The organism is Paenibacillus salivarius (genome assembly GCF_051307165.1).
In the GTDB taxonomy this organism is placed as follows: domain Bacteria; phylum Bacillota; class Bacilli; order Paenibacillales; family Paenibacillaceae; genus Fontibacillus.
Genome location: NZ_CP195592.1, coordinates 4567010 through 4582005 on the forward strand (window position 1 = coordinate 4567010; position 14996 = coordinate 4582005).

Genomic DNA, 14996 nt, shown 5'->3' on the forward strand with positions numbered 1-14996 from the left:
TACTATTTTTTGGGGATAGGCTTCCGCATAGAGCGGCGACATTCGTCCCACATAAGATATCACAAAAGTCCAAGGGACGAATTGAAAGAGAGGTGAACCTATGGGCCACGTTAATCCTTGCGGACCAGGACCTGTAGTGGGAGGGGTTTGGACTTCCACGGGAGCGATCCTCGTTCTCTACATTTTGCTGGTCATTATCCTCCGCTCTCCGTTCTTCTACTGTTAATCTTATATGCGAGCACGGTCTGTCTTGAGAGGGGCAGGCCGTTTTTCATGGATGCTTGATCCGGGGTTTTGCATGAAGACCGGCGGCCAGTATACACTAGTTACCGGGGGTGATGAAGTTGTCCATCAGCATTATCGTCGAAGGCAAAAACGACCGCAGCAAGCTGCGCAGGTTACTACATGAAGAAGTTAAGATCCATTGTACGTTCGGAACCTTGAACACCATCAAGCTGGAATCGCTGCGCAAGCATATCAAAGGGGACGAGTTGTACCTGTTCATGGATAACGACCCTTCCGGCAAAAAAATCCGCGCCATCCTGCGGGACGCCTTTCCGGATGCCGAGCAGATTTATACCCGCCGCGGATACGCCGGCGTCGAGGGTACGCCTGACGAGTACGTCATCGCTCAATTGGAAAAGGCCGGCCTGGAGGAATACATACTTTATCCTCCGGCCAGCCCTTATTAACCTGTCATTACTTTTCCTTTGCCAAGTCCGCGACCCCTTTGGCGATTTCCTCCGGCGTCGCTTCCGGACGGTATATTTCGCGCAGGTTGCCGTCACGGTCTACCAGGCCGATCAAATCCATATGCACGAAATTGCCGTCCTGATCCTTGTTGATCAATATTTTAAACGAGTTCATCGCAAGATCAAACGTCTTCTGCTCGTCTCCCCGCAGGAAGTACCAGCCCGAATAATCCGCTTTGAATTTATCTCCGAACGCTTTGATTTTTTCCCGGGTATCCCGCTCCGGGTCGAAGGAGATCGAGATAATGGAAGCGTCCTTCCCGAACAGGCCCTTTTCTTTCAGCACATCCTGAACCTGGCTGAGCCGGAACGTAGTGATCGGACAAACATCCGGACAATTGGAGAAAAAGAAATAAAACAGTCTTACTTTACCGTTTGTGTCTTCCAAAGTGACGTTTTTTCCGTCGACATTCTCCATGCTGAAGCTTTGGACTGGTCTAATGACCGGGAGCTTCGGCTTCGCGTAGAAATCCCACAGAAGATAGCCCGCCAGCACGACGCAGATCGCCAGCAAAATCCAGGTCCATTTGTACTTTTTCAAAAGGGTCATGTCAGATCCTCCATTACATGCGTACGGTATCCAAAATCATCACGATCAGGGCGATCGTCAAATAATTGACCGAGAACAGAAACACCTTCTTGGCCCAGGCGTCATCGTCTTTGGAACGGAAGCCTTTCAGCGCCATAACGAGCCATGCCAGCGACAAGACGACGCCGATGACGAGAAACCACATTCCGGTATAACCATAAACATACATTAAAATTGGAATCGGAATCAGCAGCACAAGATACGGAATCATTTGCAGCTTGGTTCTCGGAATCCCCTTCACAACCGGCAGCAGCGGGAAGCCCGCGGCCCGGTATTCCTCGACGCGACGGATGCCGAGCGCCCAGAAATGGGGTGGCTGCCAAAGAAACAGCAAAGCGAACAGAAGCCAGGCGCCCGCATCGATTTTGCCCGACACCGCTACATAACCGATGAGCGGAGGCATGGCTCCCGAAATCGCGCCGACCGACGTACTCCAGGTTGATGTGCGTTTAAGCCATAGCGTGTACACGACGACGTAGACGAACATGCCGACGACGCCAAAAATACCTGCCAAAATTCCGGAAAAGGAAAAAAGCACGCCCAAACCGATAATTCCCAAAATTACGGCATACCAGAGCACCGTATTCGGCGACAGCTTCCCGACCGGAAGGGCGCGGTTTTTCGTGCGGGCCATTTTCGTATCCAAATCCCGGTCAAAATAATTGTTGAATACGCAGGATGAAGCCATGACCAAAACCGTTCCGATCAAAGTCATGATCAGCGTGCCGTATTGCAGGTGCCAGTGCGACGCAACCCAAAACCCGGCAAAAGCCGCAATCAGATTCGAACGCAGTATTCCCGGTTTGGTAAGAGCGACAAAATCTTTCCAGGTTGCCGTTTCTCCAGGGGGCGCTTGTTTGACTGACAACGCCGCAGAATCCGCAGGAGCATGGTAACCGATCTGTTTATCCACTTGTGATGATGCCTCCTAACATTGAAATGGACGTTGCGATGTATATAAATATCCATAAAATTTCAAGGAATTTAGGTCCTCGCTATAAACTTTATCATATCAAAATGAAAAAGTGTTTGACAATCATATGATCTCTATCGGATATTTTGACAATTCAGTGACAATTACTGGAGGTGATAAAAAAACCGGACAGATCATCTGCCCGGTTCATCATACAACTCTTTATTCCGGTAAAAAACCCATTAACTGCTGCACGTCACGCAACGTTTTTTCCGCCATTTCCGAGGCTCTTTCGGCTCCCTGACGCAGGATGTTCCGGATCTCCCCGGATTCCCGGATGTCCCGGTAGCGTTGCTGGATCGGTTCCAACGCTCCGACCACGACTTCGGCCAGATCCTTTTTGAACGGACCGTACATTTGTCCTTCATACCGTTGCTCCACTTCGGCAACCGACAAACCGGAGCATTGGCTGTAAATGGTGATCAGATTGCTGATCTCCGGTTTGTTCGCTGGATCGAATTTGACCTCCCGGCCGGAATCGGTCGTGGCGCGGCTGATTTTCTTACGGATGTCGGCCGGCGAGTCCAGCAGATAAATCGCGCTGCCCTGATTCGGATTGCTCTTGCTCATTTTCTTCGAGGCGTCGTCCAGGGACATGATGCGTGCGCCGACTTTTGGAATATAAGGCTCCGGAATCGTGAAGTACTCGCCGAACCGATGATTGAACCGCCCCGCCAAATCGCGCGTTAATTCCAAGTGCTGCTTCTGGTCCTCCCCGACAGGGACGAGATCCGCATTGTAGATCAAAATATCGGCCGCCATCAGCGCCGGATACACAAACAGGCCCGCTCCGACGGAATCCTTGCCCGCGGCCTTGTCTTTAAACTGGGTCATCCGCTCCAGCTCGCCCATATTGGTGAGCGTCGTCAAAATCCATCCCAACTGGCTGTGCTGGCGCACATGGGATTGCATATAGACATTGGCCTTATTCGGGTCAATTCCCGCAGCCACAAACAAAGCGGCTACCGACTCGGATTGTTCACGCAAATCGGCAGGTTCCTGGGGAACGGTGATGGCGTGAAGGTCGACCACCATAAAATTACATGTATAGTCATCTTGCAGAGTGACGAAATTTTTCAGGGCACCGATGTAATTGCCGAGCGTTATTTTTCCGCTGGGCTGAATGCCGGAAAGTACTGTTTTCATTCGAATGCTGCCTCCGATCATATTTTTTGCCATAGAATAAAAAAAGCCTCTCATCCGCAAGGGACGTGAGACCGTGGTACCACCCTTCTTCACCGGGGGCTTCGCCATGCAAGAAAGTTCCCCGGCCTTGATCCCCCGTAACGTGGAGGCGAACGGCCGGCATACTCTGATGAGAAAGATAGACCCATCGGTTCCGCACGGCGCTCCGGGGTCCATTCGGCAAGGCTTTTCCTCCGGTTCGCATCAACCACCGGCTTTCTGCAGGAAGTGAGACTCTCGCTTACTTATCCCCGTCATCGCGTTGACAATATATGTCTCATCATAAATGTCTTGGCGGGACAATGTCAAATCCATTTTTCGTCCCGGGAAAAAAGTGTTATTATAGGGTTTAAGCTTAGGGAACCGATTATAATGTGGAAAAAGGAGCAACGATATGAAAAAAGTGACCAAAGGGCAATGGAACGGCTACGACACTTATGTTTTGCATAGCCGCGAACTTGAAGTCACACTGCTACCCCGTCTTGGCAATAATGTCATTCGTATATGGGATCATATCCAGCAGCGCGATGTACTCCGCAGTCCCGAAGAAGGGGATCTTGATTTCTATTTGCAGAAGCCTTATCACTTCGGAATTCCGCTGTTAATTCCCCCGGGCCGAATTCGCAGAGGGCATTTTACTTATGCCGGTCAGGAATATCAGTTTGACCGCAACACGGCAAACGATAACCATATTCATGGACTGCATCGAACACAATCGTGGTGCGTCAGCGATATCGACGAAGATGACGAAGGCTGCGCCGTCACGACCGAATTTTTAACCGGGAACGATCCGGCCTGGATGCGCCAATTTCCGGTTCCGTTGAAGCTGGAGATGACTTTGCGCCTTCAGGGATCTTCGCTAAAACAAACTTTTAAAATAAGTCATATGGGGAACTCCCCTGCGCCGTTCGGGTTGGGCCTCCATACCTGGTTCCTGTTGGACGGCCAACCCGAGAATTGGACTTTGAAACTGCCGGTGACCGGGATCTATTTATCCGACGAAGAATTGATTCCGACCGGTGAATTCGCTCCGCTTGGCGAACTTGATGCATTGAATACGGGGCTGAACTTGAAGGGCACGAATTTCGATACGATGCTAAAAATCGGCGGACTTCCCGTCCTTGCGGAACTGGTTAGAACGGACGGTTACGGGCTCCGCTATTCCGCCGACCCGGATTATTTCAAACATTGGGTGCTTTATACCAAAGGAGAGGCAGATCAGTTCCTCTGCATCGAGCCTTATACCTGGCTGCCCGATGCCCCGAATTCCGGACTTCCCGATTCGGAGACCGGACTGATCGATTTACAGCCGGGCCAGACGGTAGAACTGAATGTCAATCTGGATATGATCTATCCGAAAGAAGAATCTTAAAGAAGAATCTTAAACAGACGAAAGACCGGGCAAGAATAAACTTGCGCGGTCTTTTTGTTGCTGCCACATAGTCCGACTACAGAATTCCTCCCGCTAATCCAATCTTGGAAATGCAATAATTACCACTACTATCTTTTACCCAATGATCGAATATTTTGTGTCTCAAAAACCATACTAACATCACAAAGGCCAAAGGAGGTGACAAACATGGCAGGTCAAAACCAAGGCCGCGGTAACAGCCGCAACAACTTGATCGTTCCTCAAGCGACAGCTGCTTTGCAACAATTGAAGTTTGAAGCAGCTCAAGAGTTGGGCGTGCAAATTCCGCAAGACGGTTACTACGGGAACTACACTTCCCGCGAAACCGGCTCCCTCGGGGGTTATATCACCAAACGTCTGGTACAATTGGCAGAGCAACAATTGTCGGGTCGTTCGAACTTGTAATCAACAGTATGCCCTGTTGAAAAATAGGGAGGTAGGCGGTCTGCTCAAAGCAGGTCGCCTGCTTTTGATTTATGAATGAACTTTCAAGCGTTATGTGACTGGTATGTACTAGTGCCTTTTAACCTTGGGTAACGTTGAATCATGAGATTTGCCATGTTGTAATTGGACTCCAGTATGGCATCCACGATGACCGTATCCTGTCGCAATCCGAAATCATAACTGATTTCCCCGTGAGTCCAGTATCGTTTATGCTTTAAGGCCTCAATCGCCATTGAGCGGAAGGAATGGATCTGAACCGCAGTTAATCCTTTCTCTTCTTCCGACAACCTGCCGTTTCGTCCGGGGATCGGATTGTGACGAATTCCGAACTTGCCGATCGTATTATTGCGAATCTGGATGAATACCGTTCCGGATGTCATGCCCCCCAGCTCCGTTTCAAGCTCTTTAAAAACCATATCCATTTGCCTGGCCAGTGAAAGTTGTTCAGGTTCCAACATATTACCCCTCCATTACCATATATTACCTTTTTATTAAGGCTTAAGTCTCATTATATGCCATGATATTATATTATTCAACAACAAGAAACATATTTGGTTAAAAATTACTATACAAAATATGACTTTTACACCTTTACATCCCACTAAAAAATAATATGAGGGCCGACAAGGATTCGCCTTGTCGGCCCTCATTCCTATTATTCGGTTTGGCTCTTTTGGTCGAGAACGACGACCGTTTGGGATTCGGATTCCCATTTCACGTCGGCTCCGATCGATTCGCTAACGAATCTTGTCGGAATAAGCGTACTCCCGTTCACAACTTCGGGCGAAACATCCAGCTGCTTCTTTACGCCGTTCACCCATGCGGTTTTACTACCGAGAACAAGTTTAATGGTTGTGCCGTCTTTCGTAACGGTGATCGTTTTGTCCTTTGGGTTCCAAACGACCTCAGCTTCGAGCGCTTCGGCGATGGTCCGGAACGGAATCAGCGTATTGCCTTCCTTCACGGCCGGAGAAACGGACGAAGTCACTTCTTCACCGTTGACGAACACGTTAATTCCCTTCTTGCCCAGCTTTTTGTAGTACTTGCCAAGCTTTTTATATCCTTCGAGGTCCCTCATATTGACTTGAATGGCTTCCTTTTGAACATACACCGCTTCGGTCACACTGCCTTGCTGATCGAGAATCTCCGCTGCCTCGCTTAACGCGGAAGCAGGATCCACAATCGCTTCCAGCTTTTGCTTCGTTTCTTCGGACAGTTGAGCCCCGTACTTGGTAAGCAGGTTCTGGGCGATCACAGGTCCGGCCGGCTTGTCTTTGACATTCTCCAGTGCGTGGAGCAAGCCGCGGGGAACCTTTTTATATGTATCCTCCGTCACTGTGACCTTATCGCCATTATTCCCTGGGGCTTTATTTTTTGCGTCTTCCTTCGATGCCTTTTCTTTACTCTGCTTTTCTTTACTCTGCTTTTCTTTTCCGTTTTCTTTCCCGGCTTCTTTGGCGTTCTTCACTTCGGACGGTTTGTTGTCCGATGGATGTTCCGCTTTGTCAGCCGTCTTGTTCTGCTTTCCCGCTTCGGTTTTCTTTGCCTGTCCCGGCGGCTGGCCACCCTTGTCGTTCTTGGCGAGCACCGTTCCTCCGGTCAAGCCCAGGACCAGCATACAGGATAATACCATTGTCCAGACCTTCTTCATGTTTTCTGCCTCCTCATCACTGCTGTCTCACAGTAAATATCGGAATTTCCAAGAAAACATAAAGTGGAAATTTAATACATTTATTTATTTTGTCAGTTCCAAAAATTGTTTAACATCATCCACTACGATGGACGCGGCTTCCCGCCAAAAATCCGGCTTCGTCAAGTCGACGTTCAAATGCTTCATGGCAAGCTCCTCCACCGTCATCCGGCCGGTATCCATCAGCAAAGCGTCGTATTTATCCGCAAAGCCTTCGCCATCGCGCAGGGCGCGAGCATAAATCCCGGTACTGAACATATACCCGAACGTATACGGGAAGTTATAGAAAGGCACGTCCGTAATATAAAAATGCAATTTGGACGCCCAGAAATGCGGATGGTAGCCGTCCAATGCCCCGCAAAAAGCTTCGCGCTGCGCTTCTTCCATCAACGCACTGATTTCCCCGGCCTCCAGCATGCCCTGTTTCCGTTTTTCGTAAAATCTTGTCTCGAACAAGAAACGGGCGTGAATATTCATAAAGAAGGAGACTCCGCTCTGAATTTTATCGGCCAAAAGGTTGATTTTGTCCTTCTCCGAAGCCGCGTTCCGGACCAGCGCGTCCGCGACGATCATTTCCGCAAAGGTGGAGGCCGTTTCGGCGACATTCATCGCATAGTCTTGATTGAATGGCGGCAGCTCATCCATAAGATATTGATGGTAAGCATGCCCCAGCTCATGCGCAAGCGTAGCCATATTCGAGACGGTCCCTCCGAACGTCATAAAAATGCGCGTCTCCTTGCTGACCGGCAGCGAGGTACAAAAGCCGCCGGGACGTTTACCGGGACGATCCTCGGCTTCGATCCAGCGCCGGTTAAACGCCTGCGTGGCGAAATCCGCCAGTTTCGGGCTGAAGTTGCCGAATTGCTTGACGATTTCTTTGGCTGCTTCCTCATAAGTGATCTTTCCCGCTACTTCGCCCAGAGGGGCATCGACGTCGCTCCAATTCAACTTCTCCACACCGAGCAGCTTGGCTTTCCGCTCCAGATAGGAAACGAAAATCGGCTTCACTTCTTCAATGACCTGCCACATCGTATCCAACGTTTGCCGGGACATCCGGTTGATATCGAGCGGTTCTTTCAATACCTCGTCCCAACCGCGCTTTTCGTACAGTTTAAGTCTGAATCCTGCAAGCCGGTTCAAAGTGTCGGCGCAATAATCCTCGACTTCTCCCCAAGCCTCTTCCCATTTCCCGAATGCGGCGTCCCGTACGTTCCGGTTCGGGTCATCCAGTTTGTTGGCAGCCTGGCCGACCGACAGATTCGAAATTTTGCCGTCCGCTTCCGTAAACGGAACGCTTACTTTGGCGACAATCGTGTCGTAATGCTGACCCCAACCATGATAACCGTCAACGGCAAGTTCGGAAGCAAGGCTCTCCAGCTCGGGGGATAGCTTTTCTTTTGCGGCATTGCGTTTCTCCGTGAGGACAAAAGCGATCGGTTTCACTTCCGGGCGAGAAAGCCAAGCCTCCCACACGGCATCCTCCGTCATCCGCAGCACGTTCTGGAACAGTGTCATCACATTCGCGTAAGCCGCGCGCAAAGCGGTCACCTTGCCTACAAGCCGGATCGCTTTTTTATCGTGCTGGTCTTGTGCGGTCAAACAACCGACGAAGCTATCCGCTTCGATAATCCGTCCTGAGGTGCTTTGAAGCCCGTCCAAAATGCCGTCGAACGCTTTGGTTTCCTCAAGATTCGTAGGCACGGACGCTCCTTTCAACTTGCTGTCGAGTCCCGAAATATCCTTTTCCAGTTCGGCAAGAAAGGTATGGAACGCTTCGGAAGAAGAGCCTCCTGCAAATATGGATTCGAGATCCCAAATCGGTGAAACCGGATTTTTTAATTGTTCCATCAATATCATCGTCCTTTCCGGTCCGCCATGTTGATCAATGACGGAATAAAAGTGTATAACTATTAATACAAGGAGGGAATGTAATGAAGCCACTACAAATATCACCCGATACAGCGATCAAGCTGGCTGCGGAGTTAAAGGTGCCCATCGAGCATCTTATGCATATGCCTCAACATATATTACTGCAAAAAATCGCCGAACTGGCCAAAAAGGAAGCAGGCGGCGGTTCTGCCGACAAGCCTGATCAGCCGTCATGATTCCTTTTGATAAGACGCTTCCCTATGACATCATTATGGGGGATGTTTATGTACAGGAATGCCCATTTTGCGGAAAAAATAACGTTCTCCTTCCGATAAAACCGAAAGACATCGCGCTTGCGCATGAAGGCAAGAGAAAACTTCTCGTGTTCCCATGCTGCGGAAACAAGGTCACCGTCATGGACAGCGATGCCGATTATTTGCTGACGGATACGCGGCTTCGCCGGTAAATCAACAAAACATGCGGGGTTCTTTAACCCCGCATTTCATCGGGCAATTCCTGCCCCCCGTTTAACATTTCCTCGCGCAGCAGGGCCCACTGCTCCCTGGAAGCACGAATCATGGCCGCGTCCATGATCCGTTTGTCATTGATGACCCGCGAGAACCATTTCACCGCTTCATTGTTTGCCCCGGTCCGCCGATGAAGCTCGCCGATCAAATACATGAGGCGCGCATCGCTTCCCTGTATATCCTCAGTTTCAAAAACGCGAATGTATGAATCCAAGGAATACTTCAGAAAACGCAGCTCTTGTTCTTGATTTCCCTTATACCGATACATCCAGGCAATGTGATGAAGAAGGCTGGCAATGATCCGCTCCTTCTCCCCGATCGTCTGAGCGCAAAGCAATCCAAGCTTGTACGATTCCAATGCGGTTTCCCAATCTCTGGGGCCGCCATAATCACGCTGAACGAACCGTTTGCCGATCCCCTCCTGAAATTTGGTCCGCTGCTTATCGTTAATCCGCGGATTGAAGTTTTCCGTGGAAGCGAACCCGCAGGACGGGCATATTCTGACTACGTAGAAATCCGGATTTTCTTCCTTGTAGTATCTGCAAAAGTCCGTATCCGATCTCACCGCGCGCTTAAAACTCGGACGCACGCGCGAGGTCATATAAACCGTTTCGCAATTGCTGCATTCGACCTTGATCTGGTATAAGGGTTCCAATTTTTGCACTGGATTACTTCCTTTCGTTTCTGCTATAAAGTCAAGCTATTCCCCGGTCGTATTCACGAAATGAAAGGCCGGGCCTGACAAACGTTGAAGCACAAAACCGCGCAGCGGTTCTTCGATTCCGATTTCCTCCAGGGCTGCGCTCATGCACCCAAGCCAAGCCTCCGCCCGTTCCGGGGTAATAGGGAAGGGTAGGTGACGCGCCCGCATCATCGGATGTCCAACCGCGTCGGAGTATAAAGAAGGGCCTCCAAAAAATTGCGTCAAAAACATATATTGCTTCTCCATGACCGGGGTAATATCCTCCGGAAAAAGAGGACCCAGCAACGGATGATCCTGAACCTTCGGATAGAAGGCTTCCACCAGCTTCCGGATTGTCCCGGCTCCGCCCAAATTATCGTAAATTGTCAAATTCGGATTCACAGGCTTTCTCCCACTCTTCATCGTGTTTTTTCGTTTCTCTTCCATTATAGCAAACTTATCGCAAAGCAAAAATAAAAGCTCCGAAAAGACTCGGAGCTTCTACGTATGAAGTAATCGCAAATCTTAGAAGAATGTTAATAGCTCCGCCAATCCTCTTCCCCCGGACGGGCGAGAGATGCACGAATGACGTATACAAAAGCGCATACGAGAACACCGGCGACAAAGCTCATAATCAACACTCCATCCACAATCGTTTTATATCCACAGTTTATCATAAAGATTCAAAATATACAGCCCTTTTTGTAATCGCTTTCTTTGTTTTTTTGTGCTGTTTGTCCAACGCCTTTCATAAACTTCATTATGATCCATTTGGAGGCGTTTTTTATGAAACTGAAGCGATGGAGCCCTTATCTCCTGCTGATCGCATTGATTGTCATGGCTTTGCTTATGCTGCTTTTTCCCCGCGCCGCATGGGAGGCAGGGACAAGGGGGCTGGCGATTTGGTGGGACGTGTTGTTTCCGTCCCTTTTTCCCTTCTTTGTCTTGTCCGAGGTCATGCTCGGATTTGGAATCGTGCATTTTCTGGGCAAGCTGCTCGATCCGTTGATGAAGCCTCTGTTCCGTATCCCGGGCAGCGGCGGCTTCGTGGCGGCCATGGGATTTGCCTCCGGCTATCCGGTCAGCGCCAAGCTGGCCACAAAGCTCAGGCTTCAAGGACTGGTGTCCCGTGAAGAAGGAGAACGGCTCGTCGCCTTTACGACGTCGTCCGACCCGATCTTTCTGATCGGCGCCGTTTCGGTCGGATTTTTCGGCAATCCGAAGCTTGCCGTCGTCCTTGCGGCCGCACATTACGGAAGTGCATTGCTCGTCGGCCTGATAATGCGTTTTTATGGAACCAAAAGCGCCCCTACCTGCGGTCAAAGCGGCCTGACCGGGGAGAAACCGCAGGCCGCATCCCGTTTTAGTCTGCGGGCGGCGCTTAGGGCGATGCATGAGGCAAGGATGCAGGACGGCCGCAACCTGGGGGAACTTCTCCGGGAAGCCGTCGGTTCTTCGCTACAGCTGATGACCGTCGTCGGCGGGCTGGTCGTGTTTTTCTCGGTTGTCCTTGAAGTGTTGACCGCTTCCCACTTCATGAATACCCTGTATTCCGGGATCCGGTCGTTGCTGCCGGTCCTGGCATTGCCTGCGGAATTGGCGGAACCGCTGGTCGGCGGCCTGTTTGAGGTTACGCTCGGCGCGAAAGCTTCGGCGGCACCGGAAGGGATATCGCTGATGTTTAAAGCCGCGGCCGCGGCGTTCATTTTATCCTGGGGCGGTCTGTCCGTCCACGCGCAGGTCGCCAGCATTTTAAACAGCTCGGATCTCCGCTACCTTCCGTTTCTGGCGGCACGCCTGATCCATGCCTTTTTATCGGCGATTCTGCTCTTTTTATTATGGCGTCCTCTGATGGGGTCGATTCCGATCTTTGTTCCGCTCGATCTCCAGGCCGAAACAAGCTATACGGGATGGGGAATCGTTCCCGGCATAACGTGGATATTTGCCGCAATCTTAATTGTGCTTGTCTTGGTCTCGCTTGCCCTTGCCGTCATTGGACGGATTGCATACGGTGCGTCCCGGCGCATCGGAAAATGAAACGTTGTGTTCTGATTAAGAATTGATTATGATCGATACAAAAGGAAAAATAAAGGAGCCTGTCATCTTGAGATACTACGTTCTGGATCGTGGAGATCAACTCTCTGTTGACTTAAGCGAATCGTTCCATAAACTAGCGGCCGGACAAGGTCTGCAACTGGACGCCGAATCTCCGGACGTCGTCGTATCGATCGGCGGAGACGGCACGATGCTGCATGCCTTTCACACTTTTATCGACCGACTCCCTTCGATCGCCTTCGTCGGCGTCCATACGGGACATCTCGGCTTCTATGCCGACTGGAAAGCGGATGAACTTCCGGAATTGGTACGAATGATGGGCAGCCATAGAGAAGAAGGCACCCCGAACCCGCGCATCGTTCGTTATCCGCTCGTGGAGCTGGAAATCCGCAAAAAATCGGGAACCGCCTCTTTTATCTGCTTGAACGAGTTTACCCTCAAAAGCGTCGACGGCACTGTCGTTGCGCAGGTAGACATCAACGATCATCTTTTCGAGATGTTCCGCGGCGACGGTATTTGCGTATCGAGCCCTTCCGGCAGCACGGCGTACAACAAAAGCTTGGGCGGAGCGATGATTCACCCTTCGATCGAAGCGCTGCAAATATCGGAAATCGCCTCGATCAATAACCGCGTATTCCGGACGATGGGTTCTCCGCTCGTCCTGCCGAAGCATCACCATTGCGACATCTATTCCAGAAAAGAGCAAAATTTGATACTCACGATCGATCATATCAACTTGCCCATGAATGATCTGATTTCCGTGCGTTGTCAGGTCGCGGAACAAAAAATAAGTTTCATCCGCTACCGGCCTTTCCCGTTCTGGAACCGGGTGCGCAACGCTTTTTTGGGCTAACTATCTTATTTGCAAAGGACTATCTGAAGATGAAATGGAACAAGCTATGCCAAAAAGCACTCATTCTCCTGCTGGCCGCCGGCCTGATCGGTTTGCCGCAAGCAGCCTTGGCGGCGGACGAAGCACCGGCAACCACCGATAAGACCGAAGCCGCCAGCACGTCCAGCCCGCCAGAGGATAACTCCGAATTGGAGGCCATTCGGGAAGTACTGGATTATTTGGATAAGTACAATATTGAAGGCGCCGACAGGGAACAACTGCTCGAAAATGCGATTCGCGGAATGGTTTATACGTTGGACGACCCTTACACCGATTATTATACCGCCGAGGAAATGCAGGAATTTGAAGCAAGCGTCAACCAGGAATTCGTCGGCATCGGAGTTACCCTTCGCTACGCGGACAGCAAGCTGTATGTAACCGACGTTCTGCCCGGTTCGCCGGCCGGCGCCGCGGGCATGATCAAGGGGGATATCATTACCAAGGTTGACGGAAAAAGCGTAAGCGGAGCGGAGGACGTGTACCGCATCCAAGGCGAGGAGAATACGAAGGTGCTCTTGAACGTGACCCGCGGCAGCCAAAAGCTGACGTTTACGGTGAAACGGGCTCACTTCTTCCTCCCGTCCGTAACCAGCAGCTATATGCCGTCCGGAAGAATCGGTTATATTGCCATCTCCTCCTTTAGCGAGAAAGCGGATGCCGAGTTTGCCACCGAGCTGGACAAGCTTCGGCAATCCGGAATGAGGTCGCTTGTGCTTGACCTTCGGGATAACCTCGGGGGCTATGTCCAAACGGCGGCGAACATCGCCAGCTACTTTATGCGGAACGGCACACTGATGTATACGGCCGATAAAAGCGGGGAGCGCGAAGCGGTAACCATTACCGATGGGCAGGATATCGGCATGCCGGTCGTCATTTTGACCAATGAGCTGACGGCCAGCGCCTCCGAAATATTAACCGGAGCCCTGCACGATAACGGAATCGCCAGAGTGGTCGGAACGCAGACCTACGGAAAGGCCCGGATTCAAAACGTGTTCCCCCTTTCCAACGGCAGCTCCCTGAAGCTTACGGTTCAGCAATATTACACCCCTAGCGGAGAAGATTTCGACTATATCGGCTTGTTGCCCGACTTCGAGGTCAAAAACGGGGTCGCCCAGCTGATCACCGGTTTGAACAAGGCGGGAGCACGCAGCATCGACATCGCCGGGAACCCTTCCTCCCTTAGCATTAACGGAACAAGCTTCAGCGGCTTTATCGATACCGTCCAAAGCGACGGCAAAGTTTATGTCCCTTCCCGTATCCTGGCGGCGCTTCTCAAAGGAGACGTGGCCTGGACGTCCAGCAACCAGAAAGTAACGATCACGGACAGCGCGGGTAAGAAGGCGGGGTTTACGGTCAACGCCAAAACAGCCAAATTGATGAACGGCGAGACTTACGTCGAAATGAGCGAATTCGCAAAGAAATTTACGTCCGTAAAATGGAGTTATGAGAAAGAGACGAAGACGATTCACCTGACCAAATAGGTCCCTTTTATATTCGAATACTGCACTCATTTTATAAATAAAGGCATTACCGAAAGAATCGCTTCGGTAATGCCCTTTTTTTTACATTAAAAAAACGGCCCCGATCAAGATTCGGAAGCCGTTTTTTCTTCACCTGCGGCCTGTTTGGCTTGGGCGTTGTCTTTGGAATTGTCTTTGACCTTTTGGAGGACGAAATATTTACAGCCAAAGTTGCAATATTCGTTAATATAATCCGTAATCCCGGAATAGGCCGTGTCCTTGTTCACCTTCGGATGATTGTCGCGCAAAAAGCCCTTTAAGCGCAGCTTTTCATAGCCCCAGTCCCCCAAAATGTAATCGTAGCGATCCAACACTTCGCTGTATCTTTGCTTAAATGCCTCCTGATCCCAGGCATCCTTGTAATTTTGAATCAGTTCGTAGGTTCTGCCGCTGATTTGAATCAATGG

17 protein-coding genes and 1 other annotated feature are annotated in these 14996 nt (G+C 50.6%); of the genes, 8 read left to right on the plus strand and 9 right to left on the minus strand.

Annotated elements, in window-relative coordinates; all coding sequences use genetic code 11:
• Positions 1 to 344 precede the first annotated feature (344 nt).
• The gene (locus tag ACSFXJ_RS21135) at positions 345 to 692 is read left to right on the plus strand and encodes a toprim domain-containing protein (RefSeq protein ID WP_435922330.1); all 348 of its coding nucleotides are present in this window, start codon (positions 345 to 347) and stop codon (positions 690 to 692) included.
• A 7-nt stretch (positions 693 to 699) separates the two neighbouring features.
• On the opposite strand, the gene ACSFXJ_RS21140 is transcribed toward ACSFXJ_RS21135, so the two are convergent.
• From ACSFXJ_RS21140 to trpS, 3 genes are all read right to left on the minus strand, one after another.
• Positions 700 to 1302 (minus strand): SCO family protein, encoded by a 603-nt coding sequence (locus ACSFXJ_RS21140; protein WP_435922331.1) that lies wholly within the window; start codon positions 1300 to 1302, stop codon positions 700 to 702.
• A 13-nt stretch (positions 1303 to 1315) separates the two neighbouring features.
• Entirely contained in the window at positions 1316 to 2254 is a 939-nt protein-coding gene (gene cyoE, locus ACSFXJ_RS21145) for a heme o synthase (protein ID WP_435922332.1), read from the minus strand.
• Between the two features lie 222 nt (positions 2255 to 2476).
• Complete coding sequence (trpS, locus tag ACSFXJ_RS21150; RefSeq protein ID WP_435922333.1) at positions 2477 to 3460, minus strand: tryptophan--tRNA ligase; 984 nt, start codon at positions 3458 to 3460, stop codon at positions 2477 to 2479.
• Between the two features lie 56 nt (positions 3461 to 3516).
• Positions 3517 to 3766 (minus strand) — a binding site (T-box leader).
• A 127-nt stretch (positions 3767 to 3893) separates the two neighbouring features.
• Between trpS and ACSFXJ_RS21155 the strand changes: the two genes are divergently transcribed.
• Both ACSFXJ_RS21155 and ACSFXJ_RS21160 read left to right on the plus strand, forming a co-directional pair.
• Positions 3894 to 4871 (plus strand): aldose 1-epimerase, encoded by a 978-nt coding sequence (locus tag ACSFXJ_RS21155; RefSeq protein ID WP_435922334.1) that lies wholly within the window; start codon positions 3894 to 3896, stop codon positions 4869 to 4871.
• 207 nt (positions 4872 to 5078) lie between these two features.
• Complete coding sequence (locus tag ACSFXJ_RS21160) at positions 5079 to 5315, plus strand: small, acid-soluble spore protein, alpha/beta type (RefSeq protein WP_435922335.1); 237 nt, start codon at positions 5079 to 5081, stop codon at positions 5313 to 5315.
• An 83-nt stretch (positions 5316 to 5398) separates the two neighbouring features.
• Here the strand turns inward: ACSFXJ_RS21160 and ACSFXJ_RS21165 are convergent, their stop codons facing one another.
• The 3 genes from ACSFXJ_RS21165 to ACSFXJ_RS21175 all read right to left on the minus strand — a co-directional run bounded on the left by ACSFXJ_RS21165 (position 5399) and on the right by ACSFXJ_RS21175 (position 8892).
• The gene (locus ACSFXJ_RS21165) at positions 5399 to 5812 is read right to left on the minus strand and encodes an O-methyltransferase (protein WP_435922336.1); all 414 of its coding nucleotides are present in this window, start codon (positions 5810 to 5812) and stop codon (positions 5399 to 5401) included.
• A 197-nt stretch (positions 5813 to 6009) separates the two neighbouring features.
• Positions 6010 to 7005, minus strand: a complete 996-nt coding sequence (locus ACSFXJ_RS21170) for a copper amine oxidase N-terminal domain-containing protein (protein ID WP_435922337.1) — start codon at positions 7003 to 7005, stop codon at positions 6010 to 6012.
• An 84-nt stretch (positions 7006 to 7089) separates the two neighbouring features.
• Entirely contained in the window at positions 7090 to 8892 is a 1803-nt protein-coding gene (locus ACSFXJ_RS21175) for a M3 family oligoendopeptidase (RefSeq protein ID WP_435922338.1), read from the minus strand.
• Between the two features lie 83 nt (positions 8893 to 8975).
• On the opposite strand from ACSFXJ_RS21175, the gene ACSFXJ_RS21180 reads away from it, so the two are divergent.
• Together ACSFXJ_RS21180 and ACSFXJ_RS21185 are read left to right on the plus strand one after the other, a co-directional pair.
• Entirely contained in the window at positions 8976 to 9149 is a 174-nt protein-coding gene (locus ACSFXJ_RS21180; RefSeq protein WP_435922339.1) for a YycC family protein, read from the plus strand.
• Positions 9146 to 9379: a hypothetical protein gene (locus ACSFXJ_RS21185; protein WP_435922340.1), complete on the plus strand. Its 234-nt coding sequence runs from the start codon at positions 9146 to 9148 to the stop codon at positions 9377 to 9379. Before ACSFXJ_RS21180 ends, ACSFXJ_RS21185 begins: the two co-directional genes overlap by 4 nt.
• 23 nt (positions 9380 to 9402) lie before the next feature.
• On the opposite strand, the gene ACSFXJ_RS21190 is transcribed toward ACSFXJ_RS21185, so the two are convergent.
• Positions 9403 to 10104: a DUF2225 domain-containing protein gene (locus ACSFXJ_RS21190; RefSeq protein ID WP_435922341.1), complete on the minus strand. Its 702-nt coding sequence runs from the start codon at positions 10102 to 10104 to the stop codon at positions 9403 to 9405.
• Between the two features lie 36 nt (positions 10105 to 10140).
• Positions 10141 to 10524, minus strand: a complete 384-nt coding sequence (locus ACSFXJ_RS21195) for a globin (RefSeq protein ID WP_435922342.1) — start codon at positions 10522 to 10524, stop codon at positions 10141 to 10143.
• Positions 10525 to 10908: 384 nt separating this feature from the next.
• Between ACSFXJ_RS21195 and ylbJ the strand changes: the two genes are divergently transcribed.
• The 3 genes from ylbJ (at position 10909) to ACSFXJ_RS21210 (ending at position 14550) form a co-directional block, all read left to right on the plus strand.
• Complete coding sequence (gene ylbJ / locus ACSFXJ_RS21200) at positions 10909 to 12159, plus strand: sporulation integral membrane protein YlbJ (protein WP_435922343.1); 1251 nt, start codon at positions 10909 to 10911, stop codon at positions 12157 to 12159.
• 67 nt (positions 12160 to 12226) lie between these two features.
• Positions 12227 to 13030 (plus strand): NAD kinase, encoded by an 804-nt coding sequence (locus tag ACSFXJ_RS21205; protein WP_435922344.1) that lies wholly within the window; start codon positions 12227 to 12229, stop codon positions 13028 to 13030.
• A gap of 29 nt (positions 13031 to 13059) precedes the next feature.
• Positions 13060 to 14550 (plus strand): S41 family peptidase, encoded by a 1491-nt coding sequence (locus ACSFXJ_RS21210; RefSeq protein WP_435922345.1) that lies wholly within the window; start codon positions 13060 to 13062, stop codon positions 14548 to 14550.
• Positions 14551 to 14654: 104 nt separating this feature from the next.
• On the opposite strand, the gene ACSFXJ_RS21215 is transcribed toward ACSFXJ_RS21210, so the two are convergent.
• The gene (locus tag ACSFXJ_RS21215; protein WP_435922346.1) at positions 14655 to 14993 is read right to left on the minus strand and encodes a YutD family protein; all 339 of its coding nucleotides are present in this window, start codon (positions 14991 to 14993) and stop codon (positions 14655 to 14657) included.
• Positions 14994 to 14996 lie beyond the last annotated feature (3 nt).